The sequence below is a fragment of the Acidimicrobiia bacterium genome, from assembly GCA_016650365.1.
Taxonomy (GTDB): Bacteria; Actinomycetota; Acidimicrobiia; order Spongiisociales; family JAENVV01; genus JAENVV01.
The window spans coordinates 1-15,705 of record JAENVV010000140.1; the positions used below are offsets into that span (position 1 = coordinate 1).

The 15,705-nt window shown below is 61.1% G+C and carries 19 protein-coding genes; 11 read left to right on the top strand and 8 right to left on the bottom strand.

The window, feature by feature from the left end:
- Nucleotides 1-333: 333 nt before the first annotated feature.
- The 3 genes from JJE47_08180 to JJE47_08190 are packed head-to-tail and all read left to right on the top strand — an operon-like array spanning nucleotide 334 to nucleotide 1,714.
- Nucleotides 334-780, top strand: coding sequence for a hypothetical protein (locus tag JJE47_08180; GenBank protein MBK5267400.1), 447 nt, complete (start codon nucleotides 334-336; stop codon nucleotides 778-780).
- Entirely contained in the window at nucleotides 777-1,541 is a 765-nt protein-coding gene (locus JJE47_08185; protein ID MBK5267401.1) for a DUF4097 family beta strand repeat protein, read from the top strand. Before JJE47_08180 ends, JJE47_08185 begins: the two co-directional genes overlap by 4 nt.
- Nucleotides 1,538-1,714 carry a hypothetical protein gene (locus JJE47_08190; GenBank protein MBK5267402.1) on the top strand — a complete coding sequence of 59 codons (177 nt, stop codon included), beginning with the start codon at nucleotides 1,538-1,540 and terminating at the stop codon, nucleotides 1,712-1,714. The genes JJE47_08185 and JJE47_08190 overlap by 4 nt, the downstream gene beginning before the upstream one ends.
- Before the next feature lie 17 nt (nucleotides 1,715-1,731).
- Here JJE47_08190 and JJE47_08195 read toward each other — a convergent pair whose 3' ends face one another.
- Entirely contained in the window at nucleotides 1,732-2,652 is a 921-nt protein-coding gene (locus JJE47_08195) for an NADP-dependent oxidoreductase (protein MBK5267403.1), read from the bottom strand.
- Nucleotides 2,653-2,851: 199 nt separating this feature from the next.
- Between JJE47_08195 and JJE47_08200 the strand changes: the two genes are divergently transcribed.
- From JJE47_08200 to JJE47_08215, 4 genes are read left to right on the top strand one after another with little or no spacing between them, the layout of a single operon-like run.
- The gene (locus JJE47_08200; GenBank protein MBK5267404.1) at nucleotides 2,852-3,565 is read left to right on the top strand and encodes an alpha/beta fold hydrolase; all 714 of its coding nucleotides are present in this window, start codon (nucleotides 2,852-2,854) and stop codon (nucleotides 3,563-3,565) included.
- Nucleotides 3,566-3,616: 51 nt separating this feature from the next.
- Nucleotides 3,617-5,179, top strand: coding sequence for a site-specific DNA-methyltransferase (locus tag JJE47_08205; GenBank protein ID MBK5267405.1), 1,563 nt, complete (start codon nucleotides 3,617-3,619; stop codon nucleotides 5,177-5,179).
- Complete coding sequence (locus JJE47_08210; protein MBK5267406.1) at nucleotides 5,179-5,514, top strand: hypothetical protein; 336 nt, start codon at nucleotides 5,179-5,181, stop codon at nucleotides 5,512-5,514. Before JJE47_08205 ends, JJE47_08210 begins: the two co-directional genes overlap by 1 nt.
- A complete protein-coding gene (locus JJE47_08215) occupies nucleotides 5,495-6,547 on the top strand; it encodes a hypothetical protein (protein ID MBK5267407.1) in 1,053 nt (350 codons plus the stop codon). The genes JJE47_08210 and JJE47_08215 overlap by 20 nt, the downstream gene beginning before the upstream one ends.
- Nucleotides 6,548-6,553: 6 nt before the next feature.
- On the opposite strand, the gene JJE47_08220 is transcribed toward JJE47_08215, so the two are convergent.
- Both JJE47_08220 and JJE47_08225 read right to left on the bottom strand, forming a co-directional pair.
- On the bottom strand, nucleotides 6,554-7,516 hold the full coding sequence (locus JJE47_08220) for a class I mannose-6-phosphate isomerase (GenBank protein MBK5267408.1): 963 nt from the start codon (nucleotides 7,514-7,516) through the stop codon (nucleotides 6,554-6,556).
- 172 nt (nucleotides 7,517-7,688) lie between these two features.
- The gene (locus JJE47_08225; GenBank protein MBK5267409.1) at nucleotides 7,689-8,987 is read right to left on the bottom strand and encodes a DUF1704 domain-containing protein; all 1,299 of its coding nucleotides are present in this window, start codon (nucleotides 8,985-8,987) and stop codon (nucleotides 7,689-7,691) included.
- A 94-nt stretch (nucleotides 8,988-9,081) separates the two neighbouring features.
- On the opposite strand from JJE47_08225, the gene JJE47_08230 reads away from it, so the two are divergent.
- Both JJE47_08230 and JJE47_08235 read left to right on the top strand, forming a co-directional pair.
- The gene (locus tag JJE47_08230; protein MBK5267410.1) at nucleotides 9,082-10,260 is read left to right on the top strand and encodes an acyl-CoA dehydrogenase family protein; all 1,179 of its coding nucleotides are present in this window, start codon (nucleotides 9,082-9,084) and stop codon (nucleotides 10,258-10,260) included.
- A gap of 74 nt (nucleotides 10,261-10,334) precedes the next feature.
- The gene (locus JJE47_08235; GenBank protein ID MBK5267411.1) at nucleotides 10,335-10,700 is read left to right on the top strand and encodes a hypothetical protein; all 366 of its coding nucleotides are present in this window, start codon (nucleotides 10,335-10,337) and stop codon (nucleotides 10,698-10,700) included.
- Between the two features lie 19 nt (nucleotides 10,701-10,719).
- Here JJE47_08235 and JJE47_08240 read toward each other — a convergent pair whose 3' ends face one another.
- Nucleotides 10,720-11,706, bottom strand: coding sequence for a hypothetical protein (locus tag JJE47_08240; GenBank protein ID MBK5267412.1), 987 nt, complete (start codon nucleotides 11,704-11,706; stop codon nucleotides 10,720-10,722).
- A 73-nt stretch (nucleotides 11,707-11,779) separates the two neighbouring features.
- On the opposite strand from JJE47_08240, the gene JJE47_08245 reads away from it, so the two are divergent.
- The gene (locus JJE47_08245; GenBank protein MBK5267413.1) at nucleotides 11,780-12,727 is read left to right on the top strand and encodes an aldo/keto reductase family protein; all 948 of its coding nucleotides are present in this window, start codon (nucleotides 11,780-11,782) and stop codon (nucleotides 12,725-12,727) included.
- Nucleotides 12,728-12,741: 14 nt separating this feature from the next.
- On the opposite strand, the gene JJE47_08250 is transcribed toward JJE47_08245, so the two are convergent.
- Together JJE47_08250 and JJE47_08255 are read right to left on the bottom strand one after the other, a co-directional pair.
- Nucleotides 12,742-12,951 (bottom strand): hypothetical protein, encoded by a 210-nt coding sequence (locus JJE47_08250; protein ID MBK5267414.1) that lies wholly within the window; start codon nucleotides 12,949-12,951, stop codon nucleotides 12,742-12,744.
- A 113-nt stretch (nucleotides 12,952-13,064) separates the two neighbouring features.
- Nucleotides 13,065-13,427 carry a VOC family protein gene (locus JJE47_08255; protein ID MBK5267415.1) on the bottom strand — a complete coding sequence of 121 codons (363 nt, stop codon included), beginning with the start codon at nucleotides 13,425-13,427 and terminating at the stop codon, nucleotides 13,065-13,067.
- A 109-nt stretch (nucleotides 13,428-13,536) separates the two neighbouring features.
- Here JJE47_08255 and JJE47_08260 point away from each other — a divergent pair, with 109 nt between their 5' ends.
- Nucleotides 13,537-14,079: a hypothetical protein gene (locus JJE47_08260; GenBank protein MBK5267416.1), complete on the top strand. Its 543-nt coding sequence runs from the start codon at nucleotides 13,537-13,539 to the stop codon at nucleotides 14,077-14,079.
- A gap of 437 nt (nucleotides 14,080-14,516) precedes the next feature.
- On the opposite strand, the gene JJE47_08265 is transcribed toward JJE47_08260, so the two are convergent.
- The gene (locus tag JJE47_08265) at nucleotides 14,517-14,933 is read right to left on the bottom strand and encodes a hypothetical protein (GenBank protein ID MBK5267417.1); all 417 of its coding nucleotides are present in this window, start codon (nucleotides 14,931-14,933) and stop codon (nucleotides 14,517-14,519) included.
- Between the two features lie 2 nt (nucleotides 14,934-14,935).
- A complete protein-coding gene (locus JJE47_08270) occupies nucleotides 14,936-15,673 on the bottom strand; it encodes a class I SAM-dependent methyltransferase (protein MBK5267418.1) in 738 nt (245 codons plus the stop codon).
- Nucleotides 15,674-15,705 lie beyond the last annotated feature (32 nt).

Sequence of the window (15,705 nt, forward strand, 5' to 3'; positions counted from 1 at the left end):
CAGGCCGAAGATGTGGTGGTCCAAGTCCGCGAAGTCATCGCTGCCAACCTCGATCACTGGCGAATCGAGCCTGCCACCTAGGCCATCTGGCCTCTAACGGTGGGGTTTTCAAGAATTTGTAATTGATCCTTGACAAGTTGACATCATTATGACATCATTATGACATCACAACAGACAGAAATACCTGTCAGGAGGGTGTTATCATGATCAATACGAATCTCAAACTGGCAAGCGGACTTCACGAAGCACGCATGGCCGACATCAATCGTCATCTCACTGCCCCCAGTCGGTTCGCCGTCCGGCGGGCCCGAGCCACCAGGAAGAATCACTGACATGGATATCGAAGCTGCGGTCGCTTCCGTCGAAGCATCTCTTACCAACCAGCTAGTTCTCGCAGGTAATGACCCCGAAATCGCCGCCCTGGCTAGTGCGGTGATTTCGGCATTGGAACCGGCCATTCGCCAGGTCGCCATGGAACTCGGTCAGCAAGCTGCCACCGAGGTGTCCTCCCAACTTCCCGACTACGAAGTGTCCGTGGTCATTCAGGACGGTGACCCCACCATTCAGATTCGTCAGCCCGAAGGCGTCAGCTTCAGTGCCGGCGACTACGAAGCCCGCCTAACGCTGCGGCTTCCAGACACCCTCAAAGAGATCATCGAAAGCCAGGCAGGCGAGTCGGGCGATTCGGTCAACGCCTGGGTTGTGAAGAACTTGTCTTCGAAGGCCTTTCGGAAGACGTCGAGCGGTTCGGGTCGGATGCGCACCAGGATCGAAACATGAGTGACCGTCGCGAAGTATTCGAGATCATCGGTCGTTCGCAGATAGCGGTCAGCTTTCCATCCGGCCGTCTATCGGTGCAGACCGGCGACGTTGATCTTATCGAAGTCATGATTAGCGGACGTCGATCGTCTGAATTCGAAATCGCCCAGGTCGGAAGCACGATCACCGTCCGGTTCGAGGGGCGCGGCATTGCGAGCGGGAGTCACCAGGTTGATCTCATCGTTCCATCGTCTACTCGTTTGGACATGGCAGGCGCTTCCGTAGACGTCGACGTTGAACGGATCGGTGAACTCGACGTCCGTCTCGCCTCAGGCGACATCCGGGCAAGTCAGGTCGACGGCGATGTTTCTCTCAAGACCGCCAGCGGCGACGCCAATATCGGCAAGGTCACGGGACGGCTCTCGGTCGCCAGCGCGTCTGGCGACGTGACCGTCGAACGAGCCGAAGGCGACTCCACCGTGACGACCGTATCGGGTGACATCGACATCCAGATCGCCTCGCACGACTTGATCACGAAGTCGGTCTCCGGTGATGTGAAGGTCGTCCGGTTCGAGGGGTCTCGGTTCAGTTCCAAGACGATGTCCGGCAACGTCTCTGTAACGGTGCCGCGCGGGCGAATCCTCGACGTGGACCTGCTCAGTCGCTCGGGTAGCTGCAAAGTTCCGGAAGGTGGCAGTAGCCCATTCGAAGGGGAACGCAAACATGTCGACATCACCTGCAAATCGGTGTCGGGCGACATCAAGATCGGAACGTTCGGATGAGCAAACTGTTGGCGCTGCCATTCAAACTGGCCGGGCATTTGGTCATGCTGGTCATTGGCTTCATCCTCATGATCGTGGGAGTGATCATCAGCCTCACCGTAGTCGGCGCCGTCGTCGGCGTGCCCATGATCATCATCGGCCTCATCCTCGCCATCCGATCGGTTTTTCCGTGACCGGGAATCTTGCGGTCTCAGCGCACTTCGAAGACGAGTTTGCCGCGCAGGTGGCGTGATTCGCTCACCCGGTGGGCAGCCACGGCTTCCGACAGTGGGTAGATCGTGATCTCGGGTGCTCGCACCGCGCCGGCCCCTACCAGGGCCACGATCCGGTCAAGGTGAGGGCGATCACGGGCAACTTTCGGTCTGAGGGAGCGCACGTCATCTCGATCGGGCTGGGGCGCCGTCGTTGACGCGTGAAAGGCGGCCCGGCCACCCGGTTTGAGGACCGCGAAACACCGACGCGCCACGTCACCCCCCACCGTGTCGAGTACGGCGTCGCAATCGGACACGATCTTGGAAAAATCCTGCAGGTTGTAGTCGATGACTACGTCGGCGCCCAGGCTCTGAACGTAATCGCGGTTGCCTGAGCTTGTCGTCGTAATGACCCTTGCCCCGATGTATTTGGCAAGCTGAATGGCGAAACTGGCCACCCCGCCCGCTCCTCCTTGGATCAAGATCGTTTCACCAGATTGAAGTTCCAACGTGTCTTCGATGGAAACCAGTGCCGTCAGGCCGGCCAGCGCCAGGGCGGCCGCCTCAACATGGGATATGGCGGGTGGCTTTCTCGCGATGATGTCGGCTTTGATCGAGATCTTCTCGGCATAGGCGCCTTCCTGGCCAACATCGCACACGGCGAATACGGCATCGCCAACCTGAAAGTCGCTCACTCCGGCGCCCAGTTGGCACACAATTCCCGAGAAATCCCGCCCCAGTATGTACGGGAAATTCGAGATCGTCGCGGTGACTCCGGAGCGCACCTTCCAGTCGGCTCCGTTGACACTGGCGGCGTGTATGTCGACGAGAATTTCACCGGGCCCCGGGTTCGGGTCGGGCATGTCGCCATATTTGAGAACCGACGGGTCGCCGTGCCGTTCCATGAAAACAGCCTTCATGGTCTCCCTTCGCGTGTACGTTCGAGCACCGTTGCCGGCAAATTTTTCGAATTCTAGGCGCCAGGGAGTGACGGGTTCCTACTGGTCGCGAAATGTGCCAGTGGGAGCGGTACCTGACGAGACGGTTTGATGAGAGTGACATCTAGTCGACCCTCGACGGACATGTCAGCGTTCGGGTGGACTAACAAGAATTTGGGTAATGGCTTCTGCACCGATCGTCCTGGTTCCCGGCTTCTGGCTTGGCGCATGGGCGTGGGACGAAGTCGCGGAGGCCTTGCGCTCCGACGGCCATGACGTCACCGCCCTCACACTTCCCGGCCTCGAGTCGGCGGATGCCGACCGTTCCCTCGTCACCTTTGAGGACCATGTCAAAGCAATCTGCGATGCAGTTCGGGCGGCCGGCACCCCGGTGGTCCTTGCGGTCCATAGTGCGACCGGCTTCTCCGGCTATGCAGCCAGCGACATAGTCCCTGAGCAGATCGCGGCCATGGTCTACGTCGACACCGCCCCCGGCGTCGGAGCGCTCGACCGCGGGTTCGAGGGTATCGAGATGCCGATGGTCTGGGCAGAGATCGAGGATGAGGAGAACCTCGACGGGCTGACCGACGAGCAGAAGGAGCGGTTCCGCGAGCGTGCCGTGCCTGAGCCGGGCGCGATGATCCGCCAGGGTGCTGAGCTGACCAATGATGCGCGCCGCGACATCCCCAGCACGATGATCTGCACTGGCTTTACGTCTGAGCAGTACCAGACCTACGCTCGTGAGCACCCCGAGTGGGCCTTTCTGGCCGGCATTCCAGAGTTGCGCAACGTCACCTGGATCGACCTGCCAACCAGCCACTGGCCGATGTGGTCCAAACCGGTAGAACTGGCCGGGATCATCGGCGAAGTCGCGAACGCGCACCGATCCGGGTAGCCCGGTCGGGAGGTCGCGAAAAGTGTCGGTGGGGGGCGGTAACCTGACGGCATGGTTGATGAGAGCGACATCGAGGTTCGGCGCGCGACGGAAACGTCGGCGTTCGGAGTGGGCAAACGAGAGAACCACGATGCTTCGGCATTCTATGCCCGCTTCACGCCGCCGGATGTGTCCGATGACGACGAGCTAGGACCCGCTCCGGCCACGCTCATCCTTCCGGATCCGCCCTGTGTGCATGGCGACTCGCGACACATGGACATCCTTCCGGACAAGTCGGTGGCATTGGTCGTTACTTCCCCGCCATATTTCGTCGGCAAAGAATACGAACAGGCCGTGCTCGGCGCTGACGGCGGACATGGCCCGACGCCCCAGATTCCCACCTCGTACTTCGAATACCTCGAAATGCTCAAGGACGTGTTCGCCGAATGTAAACGAGTTCTGGAACCGGGCGGTCGAATCGCCGTCAACGTCGCCAACCTTGGCCGCAAGCCGTATCGGAGCCTGTCGGCCGATGTCATCAAGATCCTTCAGGACGACCTCGGTCTCCTGTTGCGCGGCGAGATCATCTGGCACAAAGCCGACGGGGCAACCGGATCGGTGGCGTGGGGTTCGTTCCGCAAGGCCGCCAACCCGGTGTTGCGCGACATCACCGAGCGGGTCATCGTGGCATCGAAAGGGCGTTTTGATCGAGCTCGGAGCGCCAAACAACGCGAAACCGAGGGGTACCCACACGAGAATACACTGTCGACCGACGAGTTCATGGAAGCCACGCTCGACGTTTGGCGGATCGATCCGGAAAGCGCACGGCGAGTCCACCATCCTGCTCCATTCCCGGTTGAACTGCCCCGCCGACTCATCGAGTTGTACACGTATGAGAACGACCTGGTGCTCGACCCGTTCATGGGGTCGGGAACGACGATGGTGGCGGCGATGCGTAGCGGACGTCGTTCGGTCGGCTTCGACCTCGACGAGGACTACGTCAAGATTGCTTCCGAACGCTACGAAGCGACCAAACATCGCAGACCTGCCGGTCGGGCATTTATGCCGATCGACAACGAACCGCTCCCGATCGAGTTGTTCGAAACCCACGAAGAACGAGCCGAGCACTTCCAGGAGCGGGCCACCCGGGAGGGTAAGAAGGCCCAGGATCTTGCCCAGGCGGTGCTCGAGCAAGCCGGCTTCAAGATCATCAAGGAAGACGTAAAGCTCCCCAAGGCAGGCGTGCAGTTCAACTTTCTCGTTGAGGACGAACCGGGCGAACAACTCTTCTATGTGGATGTGTCGGGCGCTTTCACCACCGTTCGGCCGGGACTGATCCGAACCGACACCCTGTGGAAGACGCTCGGTCGGGCCCATGTGCTCAAAGCCAAAGAACCATCCGCCAAGCTGCTCATCGTCACGTCAAACCTGCCCAAGGCCAACAGCCCCGGCGACAAAGCGCTTCATGCAGTCGGTCCGTGGAGTGTGTTCGATGCCATCGAAATGTTTGACCCGACCGGCGTCGCCCGGTTGCGGGCCTACGCGCAGGGAACCGACGTGCCCTTACCCGGGTTCTGGTCGGACGACGACATCGAAAAGGGCTTTGACCTTCTGCCCCCTGCCGAAGACGACTGATGTCCGGGGTGGCTTACGCGGTGGTTGCGAACGACCCGCCCGACGTGTACCTCGCCGAAGATATCGAAACGCTGCACCGGGTCCTGGCGATCGAATTGGTCGCCCAGACGAGTGCGGTTGAATTGGGCGAGGTTGGAGCCGAGCAGGTTCGCCAGGCCCTCCTTGAGGAACGATGGGGCGACGCCGTGCGGGCCTGGATGGATCTGCGAGGAGTCGAGATCGACGTCTACACGTACCGGCACATCTTCACTGAAAGAGACCTGCCGACCGACCTGATCGGTGCCCAACTCCAGTTCACCAAACTGTTCCGAAGCGATGCCCGCGCTCAAAACTGAAATCACCGAAATCGTCACCGGACTCGCCATGTTCGGGTTCTCTGACCTTCGCCACGGCATGGGCGTCCGCCCGCCGGGCCTGCGCAATGTGGGAGTCGACGAATACGAACGTCTCGAAGGCGCCTACCGGACGGGTACGTACGCCAGCCTGTTCGAACGAGCCTGGCGGAACGGAAGCCAGTTCGCCGCCTCCCCGGAAGGCCTGCGCGGCCGACCGCCTTGGGTGGTCGAATGGAAGGGCGGCCATCGCCCTCCCGGCTACGAGCAGATTCCCGCCGATCTGCGAGTTGATCACGTGTATCTCGTCTCGTGTAAGTACGGGTCGAATATCCTCACCAACTCGTCGCCCTCGAATCTGTTTGATCGACTGCTGGCAGACCGGACCGAGATAACCGGGGACTGGTTTGCCGAGGTGGCGGGCGAGCTGTATCAGGCGTTTTATGAAGCGGTTCGTCTCGAGGCGGGCGCCGACCTTCCGACGCTCGTAACCGACCTTGATCAGGACCACCGCGAAATTCTCAAGCGAAGCGTGCCCCGGCAGTTGCCCGGTCATCTAGCCGTCGTGTATCAGGAGTTCGCCGAAGCGGTCGCCGTCGAATCGTCCGCCCGGTGGGCTGCCCAGCTTGGGCGAAAGTCTGCCAGAGAGCAGCAGGTCTGGAGATTGCTTCGCCTCCAGTCGGCTCCCTACTTTGTGCTCGGCGAATCGGCCGATGGGCAGGACATGCGCTATCGGGTCTCGACTCCATGGGACCTCCGGGAGCGATATGATTTCGTCGGGTTCGACCAATCGGCCGATCTATCGCGCGGGCAGCCGGTCGTTCAGTGGACCGCCCGCTTCAAAGATCGCCTCGACGGGAGACCGCACGAGGTAAACGGCCACGTCGAGATTCGTTGGAGTCATGGCCGGTTCGCCCAGGTGCCCGAAGCGAAAGTGTATCTCGACACTCCCCACCACCTGGTACCCGGCTACGTTCCGGTGGCGGCCGGCCGTGACGAGACCCGTCTGTTCGATCCCGCTCAGCGATCGATTTAGGTACCGCTAGCGAGCGAGACCAATCTCCAGCACGATCGCAGTTGTCTCCGCACGAACCACGCTGGGAGTTGAGGCAGGCACGAGAACTGTGGATCCGATCCCGGCGCTGACCGCGCCAATCGCCACGGTTCCCGTCAGCACCATGAAGACTCTGAGTCCTGGACTGGCATCGGTGGTCAGGGTTCCGACCGGTGATCGATGTTCGTGAATCCAGTAGTGGTCGGTGTGGATCAGGGATCGAACTGTGGGGCCAAGCTCGATGGGATCTGCCTGGGGCGGATCGGCATAGTCGAGGCAGGCGAGCGCTTCGGCGATTTGAAGAGGTCGCTCGGGTCTGTTCAGTTCTTCCGTCCAGTCATACAGGCGGAAGGTCGTGTCGCTCGGGGTCTGGACTTCAGCGACCAGAACTCCGGCTCCCAGGGCGTGGATCGTGCCGGCGGGGAGATGGTGGATGTCCCCGGCCGAGACCGGGATCGTCTGAAGATAGCCGACCAACTCTGGGGTTCCGGCGGTTCGAGCGATATCGGATGCTTGGGTCCCTGGCCGGAAACCCTTGAAGATGACCGCCTCCGGTTCGGCTTCCACCACGTACCAGGACTCCGTCTTCATGTGCGTGTCGGGATGATGAGCCACGTAATCGGACGTGGGATGAACTTGCACCGACAGGGGCTCTCTGGCGTCGAGCAGTTTGATGAGCAGCGGGAACTGTCCGAACCGGGCAGCTGTGCCAAGGAGCTCAATGCCATTCTCGGTCATGAGTCCACGGAGCGTCTCGCCAGCCAACGGCCCGTTGACAACCTGCGACTTGCCGAACGGAACGGTGCCGAACTTGTCGAGATCGAGATCGGCGACCTCCCAGCTCTCCCCGATGCGATCCCCGGCCGCGACGGCTTTCCCGTAGGCGGCGAGGCGATCGCCACCCCACGGTTTGGGAGCCAGGATCGGTTCGAGAATCATCGGGTAGAGCATGAACTGATTCTGGCACGCAGGGGTGCTTAGCGAGCGCCCGAAGGATCAGGTTTGACGGCGCCGCATCTCGACCCGCCGGGCGAGGTAAATCTCCCGTAGCGAACAGAAGGCACGGGTTCAGTATGGCCGATCTGCCTGTCTACGGCCGCTGGTCGACGGGGACGAACTCGGCCTATTCGAGGGCGGATTGCAGGTGGAGTTCCATCTGAGCCAGATTGATCCGGTTCAGGAGATTCGAATAGGCCATCCACGAAGCCAGAGCGCTGAGATCGCTGACGTGCGGAGGGACGATCTGAGGCCCGATCACAAGCCCTTGGCGCACCAACTCGGCCACGGCGCCCATTTCTCGGACGGCTAGCTTCCCCCCGAACAGCAGTGGTAGCCGGTCAACGTGGCCGCGACGGACGGCAAGTCGCATGAAGTCGTATACCTCCAGGAAACCCCGGCTGTACGCAAGGTCCTTGGTGAACGGCCCATAAGACGGTCCGCTGCCCCGGAATACGCGGACCGACGATGACCAGGCGTCGCCCTCCGACATGCCATCATCGAGGAACCACCGATACACATCGAGAAAGCTTGCGCCGTCGTATGCCATGGCTATGGCCGTGACGCGGCGGGTGACCTTGCGGATCCGATCAGGGGTTGAGGACAGTGTGGTGATCTCGGTGAACACCGCCAGACCCTCCTGGGTGGCGGTTGTCGAAGGTGTCCCTTTCCCGAGGAAGGTACACCATGGCTGGCTTCGGCCATTGAGGGTGGTTACGACATGCACCCATCCCTCATGGACCTCCAGGATGCGTAGATCGCGTTCGGAGAACTGAGCGTCGGCTCGCAGCTTGATGTAATCGGCCCCGGCGGCCGCGTCGGCCACGATCCCGTCATCGATCATGACCCGCACCTGCTCGGTTCCACAAACTGTCCCAAGTCGAGCCTTGAGAATCTCGACACTGGCGTCGGCATCCAGCATGGTGCCTTCCGGAGACTCCCACGCTCCCGAGTCGATGTTGGAAAGCGAGTCGGTCATCAGCTCACCGAGCTCGGCCAACGTGGGTCCACCCGGATGTAGCTCGTCGGTCGGGGCACCGTATAACTCGGCGGAGATCGTTCCAAAATCCGGCGTCCCGCGTGCTTCGAGGAGATCGATCACCCTGAGGTATTCGTTGATCCGGCCGAGGAGCAACGTGGCGACCGGGGAGTCTCCCAAGGTGGTGTTCACGTCGGAGCGGAGGTTTGCGAAGCCTTCCCGCTGGTCGGCCGGCTCGAACCGCAAGGGCTTGCGGTTCTGGTAATAGTCGGCGTTGACGTCGGGCTGGGAGCGTTGCCCACCTTCGAAGAACCGCGCCGCGACATCATCGCCCCACCCGACCGCATCGAGGATGCGAATCGGTTGCTGGAGGGCAACCAACCGGTCTGAGAGGGCTCGGATCTTCTCGCGCATGTTGCTGATTAGACCACAGCAAGACGAGTTCATCGTTCCACTCGACCGCTCGTGATTGCCGGAGACGATCCAGCCATGACGGTCAGGCAATAGACTGACACAGACGATCTGCCGCTCTGGAGGCCTGATGGCTACGCAACCTGACCCGCTCGACTTTCTCGACCTTCGATCGCAACTTTCCGACGAAGAGCGGATGATTCAGGACACCGTTCGTCAGTTCGTGTCGGACCGGATTTTGCCCGACATCGACGACTGGTTCGAGCAGGGGACGTTCCCGATCGAAATCACCAGGGAACTCGGTCAACTCGGCCTCCTCGGCATGCACCTCGAAGGCTATGGCTGCGCCGGAACCAACGCGGTGAGTTACGGGCTGGCTTGTCTCGAACTCGAAGCAGGCGATTCGGGATTGCGCAGCTTGGTCTCCGTGCAGGGTTCGTTGGCCATGTTCCCGATCTGGAAATACGGGTCAGAAGAGCACAAGGAGGAGTGGCTTCCCAGGATGGCGACCGGCGAGGTAATCGGCTGCTTCGGACTGACCGAAGCGGACAGCGGTTCCGATGCCGGGTCGATGAAGACGAACGCCAAACGCGCCGGCTCCGATTGGGTTTTGAACGGGTCGAAGATGTGGATCACCAACGGCAACATCGCAGGAGTCGCCGTCGTGTGGGCTCGCACCGAGGACGGAATTCGCGGTTTTGTCGTGCCGACCGACACCCCTGGCTTTTCAGCCAACCTCATCCACAAGAAGATGTCGTTACGGGCGTCGGTGACGAGCGAGTTGGTTTTCGACAACGTCCGACTTCCCGAGTCAGCCATGCTGCCTGGCGTGGCCGGCATGAAGGGCCCCCTGTCGTGTCTGTCCGAGGCTCGATTCGGGATTGCCTGGGGCGCGGTTGGCGCAGCCCGGGCGTGCTATGAGGCGGCGCTGAATTATGCAAAGGAACGAGAACAGTTCGGGACCCCGATCGCGGCGTTTCAGCTGACCCAGGACAAATTGGTCGACATGATGATCGGCGTGAACCAGGCGACGCAGGTTGCTTTGCGGATGGGACGCTTGAAGGATTCGACCGGTCTACATCCCGCCCAGGTGAGCTTCGGTAAAAAAGCCAATGTCCGCATGGCCCTGGAGGTCGCCCGTGAGGCCCGCTCGGTGCTGGGTGCCAACGGCATCACGCTCGAATACCCGGTGGTGCGCCACATGAACAACCTCGAGTCGGTGTACACCTATGAGGGCACCAACGAGATGCACACCCTCATCCTTGGCCAGGCGATCACGGGTATTTCGGCGTTCCACGCCCCCCAGTAGCCGGTGGTCGGAGATGCCGACCGTTTCTGTCACAGGCCCGAGATACGTTTCTCAGATCAAGGTATGGAGGTCTGGTGAAAGTGTTTGTTGCGGTTCGGGTCGGAACCGAGGAGATGTTCGACGGGGTTGAGGGAGAGCTGGTGCGTCCAGCCCGGCCGGTCCACGAATCCACAGCTGACGGACCAAGGTTCATGGGGATTGCAAGTGGGAGGGCCAGCAGATACGCCCGGGTGGCCGACCTGGGTCATGTTGGCCACGCTCCCTTCCGGTCGGTGTTCTTTGATGCGCTCGTGCGGGACACCGGGTTGGAGGTCACCAACGACAATCAGCGTCGGGCGATGGAGTCGGCTGAACAGGTTCTGGCCGCAGCCGACGCCCTCGATGAGGGGACCATTGTGAAGTATGACGGCTGGCGGATCCGGGCGGTTGCCACCCGGTAGCGCTGGTCGACTTGCGGTTCTAGGAGCGGGCTCGCTCAGCGTGAAGCTTGGCAAGCTCGTCCAGCATCTGATCGGCGCGGCGCAGGTGGCCGTGGGCGGCGAAGGCGTGCGCCGAACCCTTGGGGACGTCCATCTCCATGAGCCGCACCGCAGCGGTACGGGCTTCTGACGCCGCGAGTTCACACTCGTCGGCGACCCGACGAAAGTCTTGAGCCGCCTCGGCGATGTGGGGTGCGACGTCGACGGTCTGGGCGACGGCGTCCGTTACATAACCCTCGGCGATGACCGCCTTGGCCTGTTCAAGGGTGAAGCGACCATGGGTGACCTCTCGGCCCACTACGACCCCGCTGATGTGATGGCCTTCCTTTTGGAGTGCCATCAACGAGCGTAAGTCGTCGAGATGCCGCACGCCGCCAGCGGCGATGATCGGTTCTTCGACGATGGCCAACGCGTCGCGCATCATCGAGTTGTCTGGTGGCTCGACGAGGGCGTCGCGCCCGGCTTCGCTGATCAGGAAGGCGGCGACTCCCGCCGAGGCCATTTCCAGAAGGACCTCCTCGAGGAACCGCCCGCTGTTCTGGGTCCAGCCCCGGGTGGCTAATTCTTCGTTGGGGCGGACATCGAGCGAAACTGCGATGTGCTCAGGATATTTCTGGCAGAGTTCGTAGACCATGGTCTGGTCTTCGATGGCGGCGGTGCCCATCACTACCCGCCACGCCCCGGACTCAATGAGGCGAGCGGCTTCGACCTGAGATCTAACACCGCCCGCTACCTGGACGGGAACTTTCACTTCACTGATGAGGCGGTCGATGAGATCGCGGTTGCGGTAGTCGCGGTTGGCTGCCGCGTCGAGGTCGACGACATGAATGAAGTCGGCTCCCTGACTGACCCAGCTGAGGGCCCTTCCAACCGGGTCATTGTCAAGAGTGATGGCATCGGCCATTTTGCCACGGGGAAGCCTGACTGACCGGCCATCGAGAATATTGACGCGCGCGTATAGATCCATGTATTGAACCTACCACGGGCGGCGCCATGACACGACGGGTGATCTAGTGTTGAAGTTCCAGCGAGGAGACGGCATGAAGTACCGGAATATCGGCAAGTGGGGCATCAAGGTGTCCGAAATCGCTCTCGGGGCGTGGACTACCTACGGTGATTCCGTCGAAGACCTGACGGTCATCAAGCAGATCGTGCGGGTGGCCTATGAGGGTGGCGTCAACTTCTTCGACAATGCCGACGTGTACGCCATTGGCAAAGGCGAGCAGGTCATGGGGATGGTCCTCGCTGACTACCCGCGCCATACCCTGGTCATGTCTTCGAAGGTCTATTGGCCGATGTCGGACGATATCAACGATCGTGGGTTGAGCCGTAAACACATTCGTGAATCGATCGATGGTTCGCTGCGGAACCTCAAAACGGACTACCTGGACCTGTATTTTGCTCATCGCCATGATCCTTCTGTACCGATGGAGGAAATCGTTACGTCGTTCTCCGGTCTGGTTGACTCAGGCAAGGTGACCTATTGGGGTACGTCGGAGTGGCCGGCCGAGCAGATTGCCGAAGCGGTTGCCTTTGCAAAAGAAAACGGTCTCCATCCGCCGATCGTCGATCAACCTCAATACTCGATGCTTCATCGGGATCGGGTCGAAAACGAGGTGATGCCGGTCACCAACTCGGCAGGAATGGGCCTGGTGGTTTGGTCGCCGCTGGCGATGGGCATGCTGACGGGCAAATACGATGACGGCCTCCCGGAGGGCGCTCGCCTGTCGGATAACGACGGATTCAGGGAACGAATCCTTACTGATGCCAACCGCGCCAGGGTCAAGTCGTTGACCGAGATCGCCGATGGCCTGCATGCCACGCGGGCTCAACTGGCCCTCGCCTGGGTGCTTCGGACCAAGTCGGTCTCTGCAGCCATCACGGGAGCGACCCGGCCCGATCAAATTGCCGAAACGATCGAGGCGACCAGCATCCACGTCAACGAGGAGACGATTGCCAGGATCGAAGCCATCCTGTCAGATGACTGACCGCCGCGATACGCTCAGGTAGCAGCCGCTTGTCCGAGCCGGGCCGCGATCCGCTCCAGTCCCGACCTGATCAGGTTGCCGTAGCTATCGTTTCGCAGTGACTCGATACACGACATGCCAGCGTCGACATGATTGCGTGCGTCGTCGGGTCGGTTAAGCCTTCGGTAAACATCGGCGAGGTTGAGATGGAGCGACGGGTACATGCCTCCGACGCCTGACTTCACTCTCCAAGGAGGGTGGCGGCGGTTTCCCGGTTTGCTCCCTGGCCCAGCTCGATTGCCTTGGCGATCCGGTCGATCACCGGGTCTGTGCTCATCTTGATCTCCGGCGTTTCGGCCTAGCCCTCGGACCACACGCCCAGTTCGTTGCCGCTCGGGTCAAGGAAGTGGAACCGTCTCCCGCCGGGAAAGTCGAACGCCGGTCGGGAAATGGTGCCGCCTGCCGAGGAGACGGCTCGTTCACTGGCCTTGAGGTCGCTGGAATAGAGAATCACGAGGGCTCCGTCGGTGGACGGTTGCCGGCCCTCGGCGTCCTGCTCGAAGCCACCCTCGATACCGGCTCCCGCGAAGCCCACGTAGGTCGGAGCCCAGTCCTGGAAAGTCCATCCGAATGCCGAGCCGTAGAAGGCCTTCGTCGCCTCGACATCGGAGCACGGTATCTCGATGTAGTTGATGGTGTGGTGCACGTTGGCGTCGGTCATGATGTCACTATATAGATGACGGACGTCAGAGCCCATCGCAAACTCCGGTGAACCTGCCCGGCGTCGGGCGCTGTGGAACCCTTCTGACTTACGGTATCGTTCCATCAAGATGCGTATCGGTGTCACCCTCTTGTGCCTAGCGGTGCTTCTCGTTGGTTGTTCGAGATTCGGTGTTCAGAACTCCCGCGAGAACGACGAATCCGCCTCAACTATGACGCCGACGACCTCGGTGTCGGTACCCGTTACGAATGGTGAGGGTGAGATCATGGGAGACCCATACGACCAGTGCGAGATCACTCAGTCGACCGCCCAACCCGATCCTCCGAATTGCATAGGAGACCCGGCCTTCGAATGGGAGAGAGCGCCCACCTACGGCGGCCACGAAGGAACCGGCTGGCTATCCGAAGGGGTACTGCTCTCGGACCCGAGCGAACCCTATGTCACAGTGGGTTTCGAGCTCGCCGAACGCTGTGGCATCACCCGTATGGTCGTCCGCGAGACAGACGCGTCCGTCACAGTGGGGCTGCAGCATGCCGTGCTTGACCCTGGGGCTGAGGTCGAATGCGAGACCGGTGAGAAGAAATGGGCGATACGTCGAGATCTCGAAGCCCCCCTCGGAGAACGAGAACTGGTGTTCGCTCCGCCTCCGTAGATGCGGAAAAGAGTCCGGGCAACGACTCAGAAACGCCATGGGCCAACAGGTCGATAGCGAATTATTTCCCTCGAAAGGCTGGCGATTCGCGCTCGTCGGTAGCGATGCCGTCGCGGCTTCGTATGAATTTTGGATCGCTCTCGATGAACAGCTCACCATTAGACACGTAGGTCGGGTACGGGGTCAGAGACCGGGGACTTGGTCCGGCCAGTACGTCCCATTTCGTGAATACTTGCTTCCGTGGCAGCTGTCGCTGAACGTCCACTGTTCCGTCCATTGTTCAGCGGATGCGTATTCGAGAGGACAGTCCGATCGGGGATCGCGGTCCTCGAAGGCGACGACGCCGGTGCATGAGCCAGCCACAACCGCGAGTACGAGAAGCAAGGAGGCGGATCGCCGGTACATCGCGAAAGCATACGCTCGACCGACTTCGCCGACTAGTGCTGATCTTGCTCGAACGCCTTGAGTCGCCGGAGGTGGTCGAGGTCCTTGGGTCGACCGGCGATCTGTTTGTAGGCGATGACGTGTTCGAGTTGAACGAACGGGAGCCCGTCGATTGTCTCGGCGGTGTCGATCAGTTGGTTGATGTCGAATTCCCCATAGCCCCACGACCTGCCGATGGTTATTGCGTGGTCGAAACACTGCACGATGTCAACGCCGTACTCCTCAACAAATTCAACCTCGCCGACGACACAGGCGCGCTCCCAGGCCGGTCCGCGGCTGATCACGTCAAGGTCATTCGTTCCATCGATGATGCCCCGAATGATGAGCGGGCCGCTCCCGAAGACGGCGAAGTCTCCTGGAGGCAGATCGAGCGACCTCAGCGCCTCAAAAAGGTCGGCATGGGCAGGCACGGCTATCTGACGGCCATCGCCTGTCGGGTCGGTACCCCAGCCAGCGATGCGTACCGGACCTGGATTTCTGAGAAGCCGGTTACCTTGAGACGTTCGGCCAGACCGTCGAAGTCGATGGCCATCGGATGCTCCTCAGAGTCGGTGTGCTGGCCCTCCTCGTGGTCATCCTGCTCTGGGCCGGGTCGATGCCCCGCTTTGGCGGGACCCGTCTCGCCCGGGGCACTATGTCCGTGTCCTCCGTGTCCACCATGGTTCTGGTGTCGGTTTTTCATCTGCTCGTACTTCGGATGGGTCTCGTTGGTGAAGTCCTCATCGACAATGAATACGCGGCCACCTGGTTTCATGACTCGAGCCAGTTCGGATGAGGCGGCGGCCAGATCACCTATGTGGTGGGCGACATTGATCATCCATGCCCGGTCGATTGAGTCGGTTGGGACCGGCAGGTGTTGGGCACCCGCGTTGAGTACCGCCACCCGTGATCCGAGACGCCGGGCGGCCACCCGTGCCTTGAGAATCGCGCGCATGAACGCGGTCGGTTCGACCGTCACCACGGTCACGCCGTCCCGCTTGGCCGCCTCGAATGCGCCCGCACCCATGCCGGCTCCGATGTCGAGGACCGCCATGTCTGGCTGGATATCGGCGAGTTCCACCACCGCTCGATTGAGGTCGCTTTGCCAGAACTCGAAAAAGTGCCTGCCGTAGAGGACGGCTGCCTTGATTGCTGACCGGTCGTGGTCCATCCGGGCTTCGTCGTGATGGACCATCTCTAGAA